Source organism: Enterococcus sp. 5H, assembly GCF_028128615.1.
Classification (GTDB): Bacteria; Bacillota; Bacilli; order Lactobacillales; family Enterococcaceae; genus Enterococcus_L.
In genome coordinates this window covers 41154-60581 of the sequence record NZ_AMDP01000043.1, presented here as the reverse complement: position 1 = coordinate 60581, position 19428 = coordinate 41154, and the positions used below count along the sequence as shown (strand labels likewise).

14 protein-coding genes, 1 pseudogene and 1 riboswitch are annotated in these 19428 nt (G+C 35.1%); of the genes and pseudogenes, 14 read left to right on the top strand and 1 reads right to left on the bottom strand.

Annotated features, from left to right (window positions below):
- The first annotated feature begins 8 nt into the window (after positions 1-8).
- From C240_RS12930 to C240_RS12865, 14 genes and pseudogenes are all read left to right on the top strand, one after another.
- Positions 9-725 (top strand): WxL domain-containing protein, encoded by a 717-nt coding sequence (locus C240_RS12930; protein WP_271496432.1) that lies wholly within the window; start codon positions 9-11, stop codon positions 723-725.
- A 126-nt stretch (positions 726-851) separates the two neighbouring features.
- Entirely contained in the window at positions 852-1904 is a 1053-nt protein-coding gene (locus C240_RS12925; protein WP_271496429.1) for a DUF916 and DUF3324 domain-containing protein, read from the top strand.
- Positions 1905-2082: 178 nt separating this feature from the next.
- On the top strand, positions 2083-6948 hold the full coding sequence (locus C240_RS12920) for a hypothetical protein (RefSeq protein ID WP_271496426.1): 4866 nt from the start codon (positions 2083-2085) through the stop codon (positions 6946-6948).
- A gap of 288 nt (positions 6949-7236) precedes the next feature.
- The gene (locus C240_RS12915; RefSeq protein ID WP_271496423.1) at positions 7237-8331 is read left to right on the top strand and encodes an AI-2E family transporter; all 1095 of its coding nucleotides are present in this window, start codon (positions 7237-7239) and stop codon (positions 8329-8331) included.
- 748 nt (positions 8332-9079) lie between these two features.
- Positions 9080-9382: pseudogene (locus C240_RS12910) on the top strand (WXG100 family type VII secretion target).
- Between the two features lie 92 nt (positions 9383-9474).
- Positions 9475-9996, top strand: coding sequence for a hypothetical protein (locus tag C240_RS12905; RefSeq protein ID WP_271496420.1), 522 nt, complete (start codon positions 9475-9477; stop codon positions 9994-9996).
- The gene (locus tag C240_RS12900; protein ID WP_271496417.1) at positions 9996-11354 is read left to right on the top strand and encodes a lipase family protein; all 1359 of its coding nucleotides are present in this window, start codon (positions 9996-9998) and stop codon (positions 11352-11354) included. Before C240_RS12905 ends, C240_RS12900 begins: the two co-directional genes overlap by 1 nt.
- A gap of 20 nt (positions 11355-11374) precedes the next feature.
- Positions 11375-11686 (top strand): hypothetical protein, encoded by a 312-nt coding sequence (locus C240_RS12895; RefSeq protein ID WP_271496413.1) that lies wholly within the window; start codon positions 11375-11377, stop codon positions 11684-11686.
- 15 nt (positions 11687-11701) lie between these two features.
- Positions 11702-11965: a hypothetical protein gene (locus tag C240_RS12890; RefSeq protein WP_271496410.1), complete on the top strand. Its 264-nt coding sequence runs from the start codon at positions 11702-11704 to the stop codon at positions 11963-11965.
- Positions 11966-12609: 644 nt separating this feature from the next.
- Positions 12610-12716, top strand: a riboswitch (glycine riboswitch).
- A gap of 186 nt (positions 12717-12902) precedes the next feature.
- Complete coding sequence (gene gcvT, locus C240_RS12885) at positions 12903-13991, top strand: glycine cleavage system aminomethyltransferase GcvT (protein WP_271496407.1); 1089 nt, start codon at positions 12903-12905, stop codon at positions 13989-13991.
- Positions 13992-14008: 17 nt separating this feature from the next.
- Positions 14009-14389 (top strand): glycine cleavage system protein GcvH, encoded by a 381-nt coding sequence (gene gcvH / locus C240_RS12880; RefSeq protein ID WP_271496404.1) that lies wholly within the window; start codon positions 14009-14011, stop codon positions 14387-14389.
- Positions 14390-14392: 3 nt separating this feature from the next.
- Positions 14393-15709, top strand: coding sequence for an aminomethyl-transferring glycine dehydrogenase subunit GcvPA (gene gcvPA / locus C240_RS12875; RefSeq protein WP_271496401.1), 1317 nt, complete (start codon positions 14393-14395; stop codon positions 15707-15709).
- Positions 15706-17145 carry an aminomethyl-transferring glycine dehydrogenase subunit GcvPB gene (gene gcvPB, locus C240_RS12870; protein ID WP_271496398.1) on the top strand — a complete coding sequence of 480 codons (1440 nt, stop codon included), beginning with the start codon at positions 15706-15708 and terminating at the stop codon, positions 17143-17145. Before gcvPA ends, gcvPB begins: the two co-directional genes overlap by 4 nt.
- A 338-nt stretch (positions 17146-17483) precedes the next feature.
- Positions 17484-18116, top strand: a complete 633-nt coding sequence (locus C240_RS12865) for a hypothetical protein (RefSeq protein WP_271496395.1) — start codon at positions 17484-17486, stop codon at positions 18114-18116.
- A 99-nt stretch (positions 18117-18215) separates the two neighbouring features.
- Here C240_RS12865 and C240_RS12860 read toward each other — a convergent pair whose 3' ends face one another.
- Positions 18216-19325, bottom strand: coding sequence for an ABC transporter ATP-binding protein (locus tag C240_RS12860; protein WP_271496392.1), 1110 nt, complete (start codon positions 19323-19325; stop codon positions 18216-18218).
- Between the last annotated feature and the right edge of the window lie 103 nt (positions 19326-19428).

Genomic DNA, 19428 nt, shown 5'->3' with positions numbered 1-19428 from the left:
ATTAAATTTTGAAAAAGATACTATTTACAACTTTACTTGCATCATCAGCATTATTGATTTTTGCTAAACCTGCAAATGCAGAAGAAATTGGCAATGAACAAACCGACTTGGGGATCAGCTTTGATACTGATGGACCTGTAAAACCAGGTGAAGGACCATTTAAAGATAACTTGGCATTAGTTTGGACACCATCTAAATTTGATTTTGGTCGTCAATCAGCAACAGCAAATATTGCTACATACAGCAATACAGTAGCCGGAGATCAATATGTTGTCGTAAATGATGATAGAAAAGGAACTGCAACAGAAGAAAATGGAGAAGAAAAAACTTCTGCATGGAAAGTGACTGCAACATTGTCTAAATTAGTTTCTAAAGACAGCTCTGCTACAGAATTACCATCAAAATTAACATTTACGCTTGGCAATCCTCAATCTTATGATATTGGTGAAATTGATCCAGATACCAATGATTTCTTGCCAAACCCAATTGAAGGGAACTTAGGAACGCTTGCTGATCCTAATAATATTGTTGTTGGTAGAAATGTAACGTTAGAAGCTGGAAATACAACTGGAACTAACATTATTGCTAAAACACAGGAAAATTCTGTTAAAGGCGGTTTTGCTACAAAATTATCAGATACTAAATTAACTGTTACAACAGGAACAGGCGCTGCTGGTAAAGCATTTAAAGGCAGTGTTAATTGGAGTTTAGACAACACATACTAAAACAGTTGACTAATGTGTTGAGATAAATAAGTAGGTAAATTGGTTGACAGTTACTGTTATAAATTGTTCACAGAATAAAAAATAGATTGATTAATTCTTTATTTTAAAAGAAAGAGGGAGTGCGGGATGAAAAAAAATCTGACTTGCTTATTATTGTTAATACTTAGCTTTATGTTTTTATTCCATCCTGACAAAAGCTTTGCGAAACAAGAATCCACAAATTTGATTGGCGGTTTATCCTATGAAGTTCTATACCCAGAAAATCAGGGAAATAAAAACCTGGGCTACTTTGATCTTACAATGCAGCCAGGACAAGAGCAAATAGTCTCACTTAAATTATACAATTCATTATCACAAGAATTAACGGTGCAAATCCGCTTAAGTACAGCCAAAACTAATAGTATCGGAAAAGTAGAATATGGACCAAGTGATCTAAAAGAAGAAGATTCATTAATCAATGACTTTACGGAAATTGTCAAAGGGCCAACTAAAGTAACAATTCCTGCTAAAGGTAGTAAACAGGTTGATTTAGTTATATCGTTACCGAAAGATTCTTTCAATGGATTGATAGCTGGTGGAATCCAATTAAAACCACTTAGAGATGATGTAACAGACGATCAAAAGAAAAAAGATATTGTTGTTAATGAATTTGCATTTTTAGTTGGGATGTTATTACGAATAGGTGATACTAACAATATCAAACCAGAGCTAAAACTAAATCAAACGTACATAGCATTTAAAGATGGTAAAAGTCATCTCTTTGTAAATATATCAAATATTCGTCCTGTATTTGTAGAAGGAATGAGTGTGGCTATTCAAGTAAGAAAAAATAATAAACAAAAAGATCTATTTGAATATCAAGGAAAAGACCTACGAATGGCACCCAATTCAATCATTGATCTTCCAATCGATTTAGCAGATAAAGGAATCACTGCTGGTATGTACACTGCTCAAATTAATGTTTCAACAAAAACTGGCGGTCATTGGTCTTGGACGGAGGATTTTAAGGTTAATAAATTAGAAGCTGATAACCTAAATAAGCAATCAACAGAAAATAAGACAGATAGTAAAGGTCTATTTTGGGCTGTTTTTTTCATTTTATGTATAGGTCTACTAGTATTTAGCTTAGCTTATATGGCGATTAAACGTAAACGGTTAAGCAAAAATAAATATTCGTAATTTTGAGTTAGAACCAAACTACATTAATTTATCTCTTCTTGCACAATAACTCTAATCATAGCAAAATATCCTAATCAATGAACTGGTTATTAAATAGGTGAAAGCGATACAAAGGAGGTGTTGCGATAAGAGTGTATTTGATTAAGAAAATAAAAAATAAGCAAGAAAGGAGAAGAGAATGGATCACAAAAAAAGGGGAAGAAGTCGCTTTAAAAAAAATATATTTTGGAGTATGATCGGAATAACTGTTTTCGGTGTTTTTTTCGGTACAATTTTATTTAATGCAGCTAAGCCAATTTTAGCTAGACCCGAAACGAATGATGATAAAAGTACTGTTCAACCAGCGGCTAAATCTGGCGAAGTTAAACAATCAGAAGCAACAATGTTAGCTGATGAGAAAGGTTATAATGCTAGAGCTTTAGATCCAGTTGAAAATGAAGAAGGACTGAAAGCAACGCCAAAAGTGTTGAGTATCAAACAGAATGAAGTATTTCCTGATCTTAACAATGAAGCTGGTCTTACGAAACTTTTTTCAGAAAGAGTTATTCCACATCCAGAATATGGTGCGTTATATGAATATGTAAATGCGGATGGTTCGCCAGCAAATCCAACCAGTGAACAGACTGGTTTTCAAACAATTTATGTAGAAATTACAGAAAATTATAATTTGACTAGCATTCGTGTGCCAATTCCAGTAACCGTCACTGATTTAGGAACATCTTTATTATTGGATAATCAAATTGCCCTTCAAGTCAATAACGCAAACGGCAAGATTATTTTATATCCAAATGAAACAGCAAATAAAACGGAAGAACAGTTGATGCAATTGGTAAAAACTAAATCCAATGTTCGTTCATGGAAAATGGAAGATGGTACCTCAGTTCCTGTGGACGTAACCCAAACAACAGTTTCTGCAACCACGGTAGGTGCATACAAAGCTGATTTTGAAGTTACGGTGGGAACGGGTGAGGAGCAGCAAAAAATTTCTGTTCAAAAAGATGTAGTCATATTTGGAGCCGATTCGCAAGATTTTATCTCTATTGCTCAGAATGCTACACTAAGCTTGGGAACGAACCCAACGAATCTATTTAAAAAATTTCAAACTGTGAATAATACTACTTCAACCAATGCTATTTATCAATTTGTAGACGAAGCGGGAGAACCGTTGGAAAAATTTGATACTTCAGCTGTAGGTTTTCATTGGGCATACGTAAAGATGACGGAGAAAACAAATGAGAGTGTATCAACGATCATTAAAATTCCAATCAATGTGACTAGCGGAGACACAACAGCTCTTTTGACCAATAAAGTGATGGTTAAAGCAGATGCAAAAGTCATTCTTTATCCTAACGAAACAAAAGGGAAAACCAAAGCTGAACTGTTGACATTAATTCAATCAAAAGCACACTTGAGCGCTTGGAATACGAGCACAGGAACGGCTATACCTGTATCGTTCACAGATACAACAGTGCTTAATGATTCTGTTGGTTCATACACGGGAACAATCAAAGTAGAATTAGACGAGACAAGTACAACTACAACAAGGAATGTGACTGTATTTGGAGCTAATTCACAACAATCTGTAACGGTAAGCCAAAATGCTACATTACCATTAAGTACGAATCCAACAAATTTATTTACGAAGTTTCAAACTGTAAGTACTACGACTGCAACGAATGCTGTCTATCAATTTGTTGATGAAATTGGTGAACCACTAGAAAAATTTGACACAACAACTGTGGGTTTTCGCTGGGCGTATGTGAAGATGACAGAAAAAACGGATGTGAATGTCTCTACAATTATTAAAGTTCCGATTAATGTTACTAGTGGTGATACTACCGCTCTTTTAACCAATAAAGTGATGGTTAAAGCAGATGCAAAAGTTGTTTTTTACCCAAATGAAACACAAGGGAAAAGCAAAGAAGAATTGATTGCAATGATCCAAGCAAAGGCCAATCTAAGTGCCTGGAATATGAGTACGGGAGAAACCGTACCAACCTCTTTTATAGATACAACGTTAGTCAATACTTCTGTCGGTTCATACACTGCAACGGTCAAAGTAGAATTAGAGGGTAATTCTGCAACGACAACACGTAATGTGACTATTTTTGGTGCTGATTTAAAATCGCCTTATTATTTTAAGGTAGATCAAAATAAAGAGATGGCAATGGGAACAAATGCGGCCAATATTTTCTCAAAATATCAATCCTTGAATGATACTGTGGCATCAAGTTCTACTTATGAATGGGTCAAAAATCCAGCAGGTGAGCCTACAGAGCCAGTAAATAAGTTTAATACTAGTGAAACAGGTTTCCACTGGGGCTACATTAAGATGACGGATAAGAAAAAACCAGACATTTCAACTGTGATTCCAGTGCCAATAACAGTAACATTAGATAATCAAAGCGTTATTGTAGACTCGAAAGTTGGACTAAGTTTTCATTCGTTACCATTTTTAAATGCAAGTGAAATCAAGGGGAAAACGGTTCCTCAAATTATCCAGCTATTAACGAACAAATTATCACCTAAAGCTTGGGAACTAACCTCAGGAACAGAATTAGATGTTCGAATTACCAAATCAACCATTATTAATTCTAGTAGAGGTTCTAAAGAAGTTACAATGACCGTTACACTTAATGAACAGTTACTAACTTATACATTTAATGTTTTAGTTCTTCCTGACCAAATATTTGGAGATAGCACCCTTGATGGTTGGAATAATATTCCATTAAATTCTACAGATGGAGTAATAACTAATCCTTTGAATGGCTCTAAGATGGGTTTTCCTGAAAGAGGGATTTCTGTTTCATCACAAAAAAATGAATTAGGCTTTATTATTAAAGATAGTGCGGGTAGAGGATACATTTATAATGCTGGTGAAGGAAGAGTTTCTGATATTCCAGGGGTAAGTGCAAATCCTTTGTACGGAACTGCTTGGGCTAGAGGAAACGGGATTGGTTATGATGCAGTTCTGCCCAAAATGACTTCTAAATATTTTTTACGTAAAGGCAATGAATTAAAGCAGATTCTAATTGATGAGCCGAACCAAATTCTTTATGTTTATAATCTATCTTTAAATCGTAATTTGAATTTTACTGTTAAGTTGGACATGTATAATCTTTCTAATACAACGAAAAGTTTTTCGATGCTGGAAAGTGTAGATACAGACTATTATACAGACTCGGTGCCAATATATGCTTTAGGAAATAATAGTGGTTTTTATATTCAACCATCATCTGGCAAACGATTTACTATCAGGTTAAAAGATTCTCGTGGTAACTGGTTGTCAGATTACACTAAATATATAGCTGGCTCTTATAGTGGTACGGGTGTTTCAGGTGGTACTAACTATTTTGGCAACAATTTTACAGGCTCAGGTTCTGAAAGTAAAAATTATACCGCTGGACAAACGATTATATCTGGCGCCGATACGGCATATCAATTAGGTGCTCCTTGGAAAGACATTTCACCTGATGAAGCATTGAATACTGGATATGAAATTTTTGCCGGTGATGAGCTTCCTTATATGCAAATCAAAGCTGAACCCGAACTTTTTAATGTTTATCCGGATTATGCTGAAGATCTTAAATCCAATTATAAGTTGAGTAAAATACCTACAGTAAATGATCATGGAACAATCTACATCACCTATCCGAACGGTAATGAAATTACATCACCATTTACTTCGAATAGTCTAAAAGAATTTGATAGTCAATTAACGATTCCAAGGTCTGAATTACCAGAACAACTTAATGAAGAACCTGGAACGATAAAGGATTATGATACTTCTTTATTAGCTATAAACGAATCAGATGGTCCTTATAACGGCTTACCATCACAAGACTACGCCGTAAAAATTAAGGTGTACAATCTGGGCGCAAAACCAATTCCGCAAATTATTAAAAAAGGAACAGCTTTCAGTAAAAATGCTTCACAAGTTGTTCAAGATGCAGTAATTTTACCAGGTCATACTGCTTCATATGAATATGAAGGAGAGATGCCGGATACATCAGTTGCGGGTTTAACGCATGTGATGGTACGGATGACGGATACAAATCAACCAGATAAGACTACATTGATCAAAGTCCCAGTTCAAGTTATCGATGGAACACCACCTTCTAGTGGATTATATATAGCTGCTAATGATTTTAATAGTAGACCAGACCCATTCCAAGATTTAACGGAAATTGAGATGAATCAGCTAATTCTTGAAAAATCTGAAGCTATTGCTTGGGATGTAGCGACTGGATCAAGTAAAGATATCAACCTTTCAGTTGAGTCAACGACGTTACCATTGAATCCTGAACAAGGTAATTACACAGCAACGTTAAAAGCTACTAGAGGTTCTGACACAGTTAGAAAAACGATTACAATATCTATTCAAAGTAACCAAAAAGTGAACGTGGAGTTTGTTGATGAAACAGGCGAAGCTTTACACACTAAAATTACTTTTGATAGAGTTATCGGAACAACGATCGATATGACAGAGGAAGAGGAAGTTCAACAAGCACTTCAAGCTATTTTGGCTGAGAATTATCAATTAGTTCAAAAACCAGAAAGTGAAACCCAAGTCCCTGTTTTAAGTGAAGAAAGCACGGTGCAATATAAATTTAAAGGTATGCTGTTCATACAATCATCACCAAATTTCTTGAACTTTGGTCGCAAAACATTAGGAATTCCATTTATTAAAGTGGAAAAAGCGAAATATGACCAACCATTAATTGTTTGGGATAATCGTAAAAATGGCGGTGCATGGGACTTAACGGCAACATTAACGAAGCCATTGACGAGCCAAGAAGATCCAAGTAAAACTCTACCATCTGCAATTCGCTATAAAATAAGTGATACGGAGACTGTTATCTTATCGGAAAATACGACACAATCGATAGCAGAGAGAACCCATGAAACCAAAGGTCAATACAATGTAAGTACGGAATGGGATAAAAACCAGTCTGGCTTATTGTTGGAAGTACCTTCTGGGGAAGTCTTACAAGCAGGTGGCTATCGTGCGACTATCTTATGGCAAGTTGAACAAACACCGTAAATGGTTAGTATGAAATTAACTAAAAAAGTTTCACCCAAAATTAGTTGTTTTTAGTGACTCTAAAAAGTTTATTCTTTTAGGCGTTGTGACAACTAGTGGGTGGAACTTTTTTAGTTTAAGTAACTTTTATGATTAAGAAAAAGTAAGAGGAGGAATTTAGCGTGGGTAGCTTCTGTTGCTCAAATAGAGTTAAAACTTTACAAAAGAACGGATAATACTATAAAATGACATGATACTATATACCGTTATTTTATAGTATTTTAAACAGAAAAATGGAGGGTTACATGCATGAATTTTTTAAAGCATTCTAAGTTATTTGCCACGTTAACATTATTTAGCCTTGTTGGGATAACGATTTTTATATTTTCACAGATTACATTTATCTTCAGACCTTTAGAGGCAGTTTTTTCAAGTATTTTTTTACCTATATTAATTTCAATTTTTATTCTATACATATTTTTACCTATTTTTAAACAATTGGAAAAAATTACTAAAAAGAAGAATCTATCAATTATTTTAATAATGTGTCTCATTTTTTTATCTGTTTATATCATTATTCAAGTAATTGTGCCAATCGTTATTGTAGAAATAAGTAAATTTATAGCACAAGTTCCCTCTATGGTGAATGCGGCTGTCCATTATCTGGATGGATCGATTTTAGAAGATTTTGTATCTCCTTTTGTTGAAACATTGGACTTACAGCAGGTGGGATCTGTAGCGGTACGCGTATTTTCAGGTGCTACTACTAGCTTGACCAATATTATTTATTTGGTATCTCACTCAGCCATTGTTATTTTTACAGTTCCGTTGTTACTTATTTACATGTTTAAAGATGGAGATAAAGTTCCCGAAAAGCTTGCATTAATAACGCCGGAAAAATACAAACAGTTAGTAAAAAGCTGGTGTGATGATTTTCATAATGCTGCTTCAACTTATATTAGTGGAAAAATGTTAGTTTGTAGTTATGTTGGGATTAGCAGCTACTTTGTATTCACAATTCTTGGGTTACCAAATGCACTTTTACTAGCCTTGATTTGCGGATTAATGGATATTATCCCTTATTTCGGTCCTTTTATCGGGGCTGCTCCAGCATTTTTATACTCATTAAGCGATGATTTAAATACTAGTCTACTATTAGTTTTATTAATAACGATTATTCAGTTTGGAGAATCATATTTAGTTTCACCGATTGTGATGAACAAAGTTATTCACATTCATCCAATTGTAGCTGTATTTTTACTTTTAATTGCAGGGAATTTATTAGGTTTCTTAGGTATGATTATAGCTTTACCTGCGTATACAATCGTTCGTGGTATGATTCAAACATTTATCAGATTTAAGCAAACTGAAAAAGATCAAGTTGAAGATATAGGTGAAGTCTGACTAAGTATCTATGCAAACATGGATTTGTAGATGATAGGATAGACTAATTTTATAGTGTGACTAATAGTGGTCGTCTTCCTATTTTTTCATTAGTAAAAGTCAAAATTTTTACCTAGATAAGTTTGTTTACTGTCGGGAAACGTTTACAATTACATCCTTATATGATAATCTTATCTTACAAAAAGAATGGGTTGGTTTTGGTGAGTTATACTTCGTATCTATTTAATGTTTTGTATCGGAAAATGAATCTGCTAATTAAGTTTTTATTATTGGAAACTAGACAAATAAAAATTTAAATTAGACGACTTTTTACAATTAACTCATACGCCCTTTAGTTAAAAGAATTTCTGAGCAGACATGAACGTTTTTTCTTTTTGTAAAACAAATAAAGGAGTAATTATGGCATATCATACATTTGAGTTTTTAAGAAAGAGAAGACATGAACCTAAATGGAAACTTGACTACCAAATTGCATTATTAAGCAGGATTTTGTATGGCTTGATAATTGCAAATGTATTTGTCTGGGGATACGGATTGTTTATACACGGATTTTAGTTCCTTTTTTAAGTTGTTTGTTTCTCAAAAACGATGGTTATCGGTATAGTGAAAGTAGGTAAAAGTGATCCTTTGCAGATGCATAGCGATCACTTTTTTTTAAGTACACATGCACATAAATAGATTAAAATTAATATCTTTTTGTGTTAAAATGATAATTAAATGAAAATAATGATAAGAGGAGAGAACGTACATAGCTGGGAATCGCATTAAATTATCACCACAAGAACTACGCACCTCTGCAACAAAATATACGGACGGTTCACAACAAGTTCAAGACATTTTACAAAAGCTTCAATAGGAGCAAGACACAATTCAAGGAAATTGGGAAGGTTCAGGTTTTGATAGCTTAAATGATCAATTCTCTGCACTAAAGCCAAAAGTTTCAGAGCTTGCGGAACTATTGGATCAAATTAACAAGCAATTGAATCAAGTGACTGAGATCATGGAAGAAACAGATCAAAACATTTCTTCAGCAATCAGTCGCGGATTATAGGAAAAAGAATAGGAACTAATTTATTAGTTTCTGATTTTCTCTCTGAAAGAGCAAGGAAGCTCTAAAAAGTAGACGTATTAGGAGCGAATAAGATGAAAAACAAGCGGATTATTTTAATCATAGCATTATCAATGGTAGCAATAGTAGGAATTGGAGGAACATGGTACATGAAAAGAGAAAAAGATTTAGCGGAATTACATGATATTCAAACAGATTTAGCGAATTATTTGTATAATAACTATCGACTATACACAAGAGACGAAGAAAAAGTAGCTATAATTTATCAAGAGTTTGACAAAGGAAAGGGAACCATAACTGAGCAAGAATATTTTGATAAATTAGATAACATCAAAGAATATTCAGATATCGAAAAAATCGAATTTACAGGATTTTTTGTTGGACCAATGAAAACGTTGAAGGTGAACTATACGATAAATAATGTTATAGAAAAAGAAACGTCTTTAGATACGATTTCTGCTGAAACAAACAAATTATTATATAGTGTGGGAACGCATGACGGGGATGGCCCTGTTTATCTTGAAAAAAAAGATAGCCCAACAAATTTGGATATTCCAAAAAATCTTGTTATATACTATGACGGAGGTATTGATTAATGGATCAGTATAGAACGTTATCAGATAAAGTATATGACGTTGAACAACAAAAAGTGAAAAAAGACGAACGAATTGAGGATACTGATTATATTGTTCTGGATACCATTAACACGAATAAAGATGCCCTGAATATGGAAAATAAACCAAGAAACAACAGTATGCAGGCCATGGCTGTGGCAGAAATCAAAGACGAGTATAAAAATAAAGAGAATGCCGATTTAAAAAATATACCTGGCTATCCACAATCTGTTGTAAAAAAAGACATAACAATCGCTTATGCAGGGACAAGTAGCTTGAAAGATTGGACAACAAATGCCATGGAAATCGCTCTAAATGCAAAATATGAGAACGGGGCTTTCTCTTCAGCAGTAGATTATGCCAAAGAAATTGAACGGAAGTATCCAAAAGAAAATGGCTATAAAATTGGGACTACAGGGCATTCATTAGGCGGGGCGGAAGCCATTTATGTTGCGGTATTATTAGGATACAATGCCTTTACTTATGGTGCTGCTGGTTCAGGATTGTCAGATGCGCAGATTAAACAGTACAAAGGGACGATTGTTAACCTTTTCGATACACAAGATATAGTAACAAGTGGTGCAGCGACTGGCGGAAAAAACAAAATACCTTTTTTGAGTATTGGCATCGATAACAATGGATGGGAAACATTGGGTCATTCATTAGAGCAGTTTAAAGTAGATAAAAAAGGGAACTATATCAACAAATACGGAGATATAGTGATTTATTCAGATTTGAATGGTGGTATTTCAATTGAACAAATCCTTTTAGCACAAAGTATCGTTGAAAATAAGATGCAAATGCGTAGATTAGAACACTACAGTGTACATAAAAGTGGCAGTAAAAAAGAGTATCAACGAATGAAGAAGGAAAATGAATGGCTTCAAACTCAAATCGATAGTTTTACCAAATTGAATGTCTTACGCAAAAAATTAACCGCTAGTGGCGGTGGTTTGTCTGGTAATGAACAAATTTATTTAGACGATAGTCAAGCATTAATCATCGTGAAACTAGCTGGTTCAAAATTTGATATGGCAATGGAGAATGTTGTGAAACTCTATAAAGATGCTATAACAGAATTAGAAGAACTGTGGCAAGAAGGACTTTCGACAATCCAAAGTAACTGTTCAGAATTATCTTATGGCGAAGTTTTAGAGGCAATGCATGCTATGGATTGTACAGAACAGACCATGGTCACAATTCCATCGCAAGAATTTGAAGAAAAAATTAGCTTAGCGAATCAGATGAGTAATAAATTCTCAACACTTACCAAAGAAATTACCGCCAAAATAGGAGAATTAGTCCAACGAGACCAGGAACTAGCGAAACAGCTTGCGTAAATCAAAGGGAGCGAAAAGACGTGGATCAAGAAGAACAGGCATTAGTAGAGTACCAACATGCCAGACAACAAATTGAAGAAGAACTCGACGCATTGATGAGATTTAAACGACAAGCGGAACAAGCAACGAATGACACCTTTGCTGAAATGCAACAGATGGTTCAACGATTCGGTGAAACTAATGAGCCTATGGACAGAGCTAGACATGAGCTGTCACGTTTAGAAGAGAATTTTTTTTCAGAATTAGACAGAGAGAAACGGGCGATTTTGTTAAAAGAAGAAGAAGTGGAACAAGTTTACCGACAAAAGCTTCAGGAACAAAATAAGCCTTAAGAGGGGAATGAAATTGTGTTAGACGCGATCGAAAAATTGCTAAAAGAGTATAAAAAGAATTTACAGAAAATGAGCGCTCAAACGACTGCATTGGCACTAATCCAAAGAAAAGAAAGTCTAGTGAAAAAAGCAAAAAAATCAGGCGAAACGGAATCAGAAAGTGCGAAAACGTCAATTACTTCTGCCACAAGTGGTCTAGGAGAAACAGTCAAGGGGCAATTTGGTAAGAAAATAGGTCAAGTATTAGATGAGCAAGGAAATATGTTGAATAAATTTTAGTTTCAAATATTGTTAGTTAAGAGTAGCCTACCAGATGTTAATTGGTGGTGCGATAATTGCAACACACAATTGAATATACAAAATAATTTTGATGACCACAAATATACTTGGAAATGTACAGAATGCGGATACAAAAATAGTATTTTAAAAGACAATATTTTTTGTGAAAGCAATTCTCGCTGCATCGATTTTAATAGTAGCTTTTTTCTTTTTATACAACAATGAAATGTTGAATTTTGAAACAATAGTTTTATTTATTCTAGTTGCTGTTTTTTTCCTGATACTTATTTGGTGGCAACTATCCAGCCAAATTATACTCAAAGGTGGAATCATTACTATTAAGTGTTTTGGGATGAATATTAAAGAAATGAAGATAAGTAACACAATATTCAAACTTAATGGATATGAAGATCCAAATAGCTATCATTCTTTGACTAGCAAATCGGAACCGTATTATTGCATTAGTGCCACAAGTAAGAAGTCAAAAGATTACAACGAAATAAAGATATATGATAAGAAAGACTATCTTACTTTTTCGAGTGTACTTCAAAAGATAGTAAAATTGACTTAGTTCCCAAATACGATTGAATATGAGAGAATAGAAATAGAATAACCATAATCATTTCAGCAAATAGATTTGATGGAAGAAAATAACGGGAGAGACTGACCAAACAGCACCGAAGGAATAAGTAATAAGTCGGAGCACACCACTTATTATGAAGATCTCAGGTAAAAGGACCGTTATTAGACATCACTCTGGAAAGCGCAAGCACCGAAGGAGCAACTCTTCGTGGTGAAGACGAATCTCTCAGGTTTTTTACAGAGGAACAGGCATTTATTTTACATGCCTGTTCCTCTATTTTTATACAATCATTTACAGCTGGAGGTGTGGATAAAGTAGATTCTGTATCGATGAAAAAGGAGGATAAGTAGTGCTATGGACTTAAAAACACCATTATATGACGTGCATCTTGCTTCTGGCGGGAAGATGGTTTCTTTTGCGGGATACTCATTACCTGTTCAGTATAAAGATACGGGTTTAATCAAAGAGCATTTAGCCGTTCGAAATCAGGTCGGATTATTTGATGTTTCCCATATGGGAGAGGTCGTTTATCAAGGAAAGGATGCTTTAGAAAATTTAAATTATTTGCTTACTAATGATTTTAGCAATTTAGCTATCGGTAGAGTCAGATATACACTGATGTGTAATGAAAGCGGCGGGGTTATTGATGATTTGCTCGTTTATAAATGTAGTGAAGAAAAGTATTTATTAGTCATTAATGCCGCAAATCGAGCGAAAGACATCGCTTGGATGAAACAGCACTTATTTGGAGATGTGACCTTTACTGATGAATCGGATCAACTTGCCCAGCTTGCTTTACAAGGACCAGAAGCGAAAAAAATAATTAAAAAATTAACTTCAGAGGCTGAGATTCCTGAAAAATATTATAGTTTTACCGAACAGGCGAATGTCGGTGGAGTGAATTGTTTGTTGTCACGAACGGGCTATACAGGTGAATTTGGCTATGAACTGTATTGTGATACAAAAGACGCGGTTAAACTATGGAATTTATTAATTGAAAATGGTCAAGAATATGGTCTGGTTCCTTGTGGCTTGGGTGCGCGTGATACTTTACGTTTAGAAGCAGGGATGCCATTATATGGTCACGAAATGGATGAAGAAATCACCCCTTTTGAAACTGATTTAAACTTTGCTGTCAAAATGAGTAAATCAGATTTTATCGGGAAACAGGCGCTAATAGATAAGAGAGAACCCAAACGGGAACGGATTGGTTTAATTTTAACAGAGCGAGGAATTGCTAGAGAAGGGGCAGTTGCCTTCTTTAATGGAGAAAAAATTGGCGAAACAACTTCTGGTACGATGGGACCATATCTCAATAAAGCTTGTGCGATGGCATTAGTCGAGAAAAACAGAGTCCAAATTGGTTCAGAGCTTGAAGTAGAAGTCAGAGGTAAAAAAATTTCAGCAGAAGTTGTTTCAATCCCATTTATAAAAAATAAGTGAAAAAGGAGCAGTTTATTATGGCAAAAGCAGAGGAAGTTAAATTTTTAAAATCTCATGAATGGATACTTTTTGATGGAGAGAAAGCTAAAATTGGTCTATCAGCGCATGCACAAGAACAGTTAGGAGATATCGTTTTTATTGATCTACCAGAAGAAGGAGATGAAGTAACCAAAGGGGAATCATTCGCTGATATTGAGTCTGTCAAAGCTGTTTCAGAAGCGTATTCGCCAGTGACTGCGGTGATTACAGCAGTTAACAAAGACTTGCTGGATAGTCCAGAATTAATTAACTCTGAACCAGAAGATATTTGGTTAATTGAAGTGGAAGGAATTGGAGAAAGCGAAGATTTAATGACAGCAGAGGAATATAAAAAATTCTGTGAAACTGAGGAGGCATAATGAATGGGTAATTATCTTGGTTCAACAAATCAACAACAACAAGACATGCTCCAAACGATCGGGTTAGCAAGCTTAGAAGAACTTTACCAAGATATTCCTAAAGAAATGTTAGTGGAAAATTTGGCAATTCCTGCTGGTAAGTCAGAATTGGAAGTACGTCGTATTTTGGAAGCGATGGGGCAAAAAAATAAAGTTTTTTCAACGATTTTTCGAGGAGCAGGAGCGTATAATCATTACATTCCTGCAATCGTAAAACAGGTTGCTGCTAAAGAAGAGTTTATGACTTCTTATACACCCTATCAGCCGGAAATCAGCCAAGGTTTACTACAATCGATTTTTGAATATCAAACAATGATTTGTGAAATTACTGGAATGGATACAACCAATGCTTCTGTTTATGATGGTGCTACGGCGGCAGCTGAAGCCGTAAATATGTGTTTGGAAAAGAAACGAATGAAAGTCTTGATTTCGGAAACAGCTAATCCAATGACTATTCAAACGATAATGACCTATTTTAGTTCAAGAGAAATTGAATGCATTATCACTCCGCAAAAAGCAGGAGTAACCAATCTATCGGTATTAAAAGAACAGCTTGATGACACGACTGCTTGTTTTGTTGTTCAACAGCCAAACTATTTTGGTGGAATTGAGCCAGTGGAAGAGATTGAGCAGTTAGTTCATGAAACAAACGCAAAATTTGTTATGAGTGTTAATCCTGTTGCGAGTACTGTTTTGAAAACTGCTGGGGAAGTGAATGCAGATATTGCAGTCGGTGATTCTCAACCGTTTGGCTTGCCGATGGCTTTTGGTGGACCTTATATTGGTTTTGTAGCAACTAAGGAAAAAATGATTCGTAAATTGCCTGGGCGAATCGCTGGAGAAACAATAGATGAAGCTGGCAACCGTGCTTTTGTGTTAACCTTGCAAGCTAGAGAACAGCATATTCGTCGGGAAAAAGCGGCATCTAATATTTGCTCTAATCAAGCTTTATGCGCTTTAACAAATGCAGTTTATATGAGCACGATGGGAGCAGTAGGAATTCAACAAGTTGCGGAACAATGTTACAGTAAAGCACATTATCTCGCAGAAAAACTAACACAAATTAACGGTGTTGAATTAGGAAACGACAGTTCATTTTTCCATGAGTTTGTCACAAGTTTTCCGGTAGCTAATGAAAAAATCTTAGCTAAATTGGAAGATCATGATATTCTTGGCGGTTATCCAACAGATCAAGGTTTATTATGGTGTGTGACAGAAATGAATACAAAAGAGCAGATGGATCAAGTTGTTGTATTGGTAAAGGAGGTCTGTGAAAAATGAAATTGATTTTTGAACGTAGCGTAGAAGGCTATACTAATGAAATGATTGCACCGTGTGATGTGCCATTAGTTGATATTCCTAAAGAAATGAAACGGCAAAAATCACTACACTTACCTTCGTTACCACAACCGGAAATTAGTAGACATTACACAGAATTAGCGGATGCAACGTTTGGTATTAATAATGGATTTTATCCGCTAGGTTCTTGTACAATGAAATATAATCCTAAAATCAATGATGAAATGGCCGCCTATCCGAATTTTGCCAATATCCATCCATTACAACCGGAACATACTGTTCAAGGCTCGTTAGAAGTTTTTACCAAGACAGAAAACTTGTTAAAAGAGATTACGGGAATGGATGCCATTACCTTTCAACCGGCAGCCGGTGCTCATGGTGAATTTACGAGTTTATTAATGATCAAAGCTTATCATGAAAAGAATGGACAGACGCAGCGAAATAAAATTATCGTTCCTGATTCAGCTCATGGAACCAACCCCGCAAGTGTTGCGATGACTGGGATGATAACTATAAACATTCCATCAGATAAATATGGTTGCGTAGACATCGATGCTTTAAAAGAAGCTGTTGGGGAAGATACGGCAGGATTGATGTTGACAAATCCAAATACAGCAGGAATTTTCGATAAAAACATATTGGAAATTACTAAAATTGTTCATGAAGCTGGTGGGTTGAATTATTATGACGGTGCGAATTTGAATGCAATTATGGGAATTGCTCGTCCGGGCGATATGGGTTTTGATATTATTCATCTAAATTTGCATAAAACTTTTTCTACTCCTCATGGTGGAGGAGGTCCTGGTTCGGGGGCGGTTGGTTGTAAAGAATTACTGAAACCATTTTTACCGAATTATTACCCAATTGCTAAGGATGGAAAGATTTCATTTACACAGCCAGAACATTCAATTGGACAAGTAAAAGGGTTTTATGGACAGTTTTCAGTCTTTTTACGTGCACTAACTTATATTTTATTTTTAGGTTCAGAAGGAATTTCCTCTGCGTCTAAAAGTGCCGTTTTAAATGCAAATTATATGTTGCATGAGTTGAAGGATATGTTTGAAGTACCTTATGGTGAGTCTTGTATGCATGAATTTGTTATGAGTTTGGACAAGTTGAAAAAAGAAACTGGTGTTACAGCTTTAGATGTTGCCAAGGGAATTTTAGATCACAAAATGTATCCACCAACTATGTATTTCCCGCTAACTGTACCGGAAGCTTTAATGATAGAGCCGCCTGAAACAGAATCAAAAGGCCGAATTGATGAAGCGATTGCGGTTTATCGAAAATTGTATGAAGCAGCTCATAGTAATCCCGAAGAATTTAAAGAATACCCGCTATATGCTCAGATTCATCGAGTTGATGAAGTACGGGCAGCTAGACACCCTGTGATTCGTTTTAATTTTGACGATGAATAAAGAGTAAAGAAAATGATGTTAGAGTAATAGCGTTAAACTTCGGAAAACAAGTAGGTATTATTCTACATCAGTTCATAACTTACTGTGTCTTGTGTCCGCTATTATCGAATTACGATATTCTTCGTGATTTACAACAATGCGATCTGAACAAAGTTTAATAACTGTTTTTTTCTTGTCGTTTATTCAAATCCAGTGTGTGGAGCAAAACGGATATTTCGTTTTGTTCCACGCATGTTTTTTTTGATAGAATAATTTTTCTCCGTATGTGTCTTGACACATGTGGTTTTTTCTCGTAAAATAAAACCTGACTTATATGTCAAGACATATCGGAGGTAACTATGAAAAAAAATTCAGTTAAACATTTAACGATTGCTGCACTATTGGTAGCTATGGGAATCATCATACCGATGGTTATGCCGCGAATAACTATTGGACCGGCTTCCTTTACTTTAGCGAGTCACGTTCCACTATTTATTGCAATGTTTTTTTCACCATGGATGGCAATTGCAGTAGGGTTAGGAACAGGATTTGGTTTTTTTCTTTCAGCGACACCAATTATTGCGTTAAGAGCACTTTCTCATATCCTTTTTGCTGTAATAGGCGCCTTGTTTTTACAGAAATATCCGACGATTGTTTTATCTAAAAATAAATTTGTTTTGTTTAATGGTCGTTTTCAACTATTTAATTTTGTGATTGGCTTAATACATTCTGCTGCAGAATTGGCAGTGGTAAGTGTTTTTTATACAATGGGTAATATGCCGGAAACTTACTATGCACAAGGATATATCTACTCAATTTTTTTGCTAATGGGTATTGGTGGATTAATCCATAGTTTGGTTGATTACAATATTGCGTATTTTGTGGCAAATGCCTTAAGCAAACAGTTTGATATTCCAGTCTTTAGTCAGGCTAAAAAATTGGAAAAAGAAAAAATGGACATTCTTCCCCAAGAAATGGAGTCCTTTATTTAAAGAAATAGGAAATTGCTCATTGAGTAATTTCCTATTTCTTTACAATAAAACAGCCCTTCAATCAATGAAGAAAGAAAGGGCTGGAAAAGGGGGACTATTTTAAGGTAATTTGATTACTTGTTCAGATTCTGGGTCGAAGAAATGCGCTTTATTGATATTGAATGCCAAGTCCACCATTTCACCTGGCTTATGGAAGTCACGAGCATCTACTTTTGAAATAAATTCGGTATCACCAAGTTTTGTATAAAGCATCGTTTCAGCACCAAGTAATTCAGATACGACAACTTCAGAGCGAACAACGGCATCATTCATTGTATCTAAAGCAACTTGTTCACTATGAATATCTTCTGGACGGATACCAAAAATGACTGATTTTCCTTCATAGCCTTTTTCGACCAATAATTTATTTTTACCTTCTGGAATCTTTAATTCTAAGCCATGACCATCACGAATAACACCTTTGTCTAGCGTAACATTAAAGAAATTCATTGCAGGTGAGCCGATAAAACCAGCAACAAAAACATTATTTGGAGTATTGTAAACTTCTTTAGGGGAACCGATTTGCTGAATAAAACCGTCTTTCATAATAACAATGCGATCAGCCATCGTCATTGCTTCTGTTTGGTCATGAGTTACGTAAATAGTAGTCGTTTCTAAGCGTTGATGTAATTTAGCAATTTCAGCACGCATTGCAACACGCAATTTTGCATCTAAGTTAGATAAAGGTTCATCCATTAGGAAGACTTTAGCATCACGTACAATCGCACGACCTAATGCCACACGTTGACGTTGTCCACCAGATAAAGCAGCTGGTTTACGTTTTAAATATTCAGTTAAGCCTAGGATTTCAGCGGCATTTTCAACTCGTTGTTTGATTTCTGCTTTGTCATATTTACGAAGTTTTAGACCAAAAGCCATATTGTCAAAAACGGTCATATGAGGATATAAAGCATAATTCTGGAATACCATAGCGATATCACGGTCTTTTGGTGCAACGTCATTCATCACCTTATCACCGATTAAAAGATCGCCTTCAGTAATGTCTTCTAAACCTGCAATCATCCGTAATGTTGTTGATTTTCCACAACCTGATGGTCCAACAAAAACGATGAATTCACGGTCCGCAATTTCTAAATTAAAATCTGTTACAGAATAATTTTCTGCATTATCGTATTTTTTATAGACATTTTTTAGCGCCATTTCTACCATAGTCGTCACTCTTTTCTTTTTATTAGTATAGCCTTAGTATAAATGAAAGCGCTGTACAATCTCAACGGGAGGTTGCACAAGAAAAGCTGCTTTTTTTCGTCAA

What these genes read in the sequence shown, in the direction of transcription:
- C240_RS12925 (WP_271496429.1), top strand. Translation starts at nt 852, where the DNA reads ATGAAAAAAAATCTGACTTGCTTATTATTGTTAATACTTAGCTTTATG.
- C240_RS12920 (WP_271496426.1), top strand. Translation starts at nt 2,083, where the DNA reads ATGGATCACAAAAAAAGGGGAAGAAGTCGCTTTAAAAAAAATATATTT.
- C240_RS12915 (WP_271496423.1), top strand. Translation starts at nt 7,237, where the DNA reads ATGAATTTTTTAAAGCATTCTAAGTTATTTGCCACGTTAACATTATTT.
- C240_RS12905 (WP_271496420.1), top strand. Translation starts at nt 9,475, where the DNA reads ATGAAAAACAAGCGGATTATTTTAATCATAGCATTATCAATGGTAGCA.
- C240_RS12900 (WP_271496417.1), top strand. Translation starts at nt 9,996, where the DNA reads ATGGATCAGTATAGAACGTTATCAGATAAAGTATATGACGTTGAACAA.
- gcvT (WP_271496407.1), top strand. Translation starts at nt 12,903, where the DNA reads ATGGACTTAAAAACACCATTATATGACGTGCATCTTGCTTCTGGCGGG.
- gcvH (WP_271496404.1), top strand. Translation starts at nt 14,009, where the DNA reads ATGGCAAAAGCAGAGGAAGTTAAATTTTTAAAATCTCATGAATGGATA.
- gcvPA (WP_271496401.1), top strand. Translation starts at nt 14,393, where the DNA reads ATGGGTAATTATCTTGGTTCAACAAATCAACAACAACAAGACATGCTC.
- gcvPB (WP_271496398.1), top strand. Translation starts at nt 15,706, where the DNA reads ATGAAATTGATTTTTGAACGTAGCGTAGAAGGCTATACTAATGAAATG.
- C240_RS12865 (WP_271496395.1), top strand. Translation starts at nt 17,484, where the DNA reads ATGAAAAAAAATTCAGTTAAACATTTAACGATTGCTGCACTATTGGTA.
- C240_RS12860 (WP_271496392.1), bottom strand. Translation starts at nt 19,325, where the DNA reads ATGGTAGAAATGGCGCTAAAAAATGTCTATAAAAAATACGATAATGCA.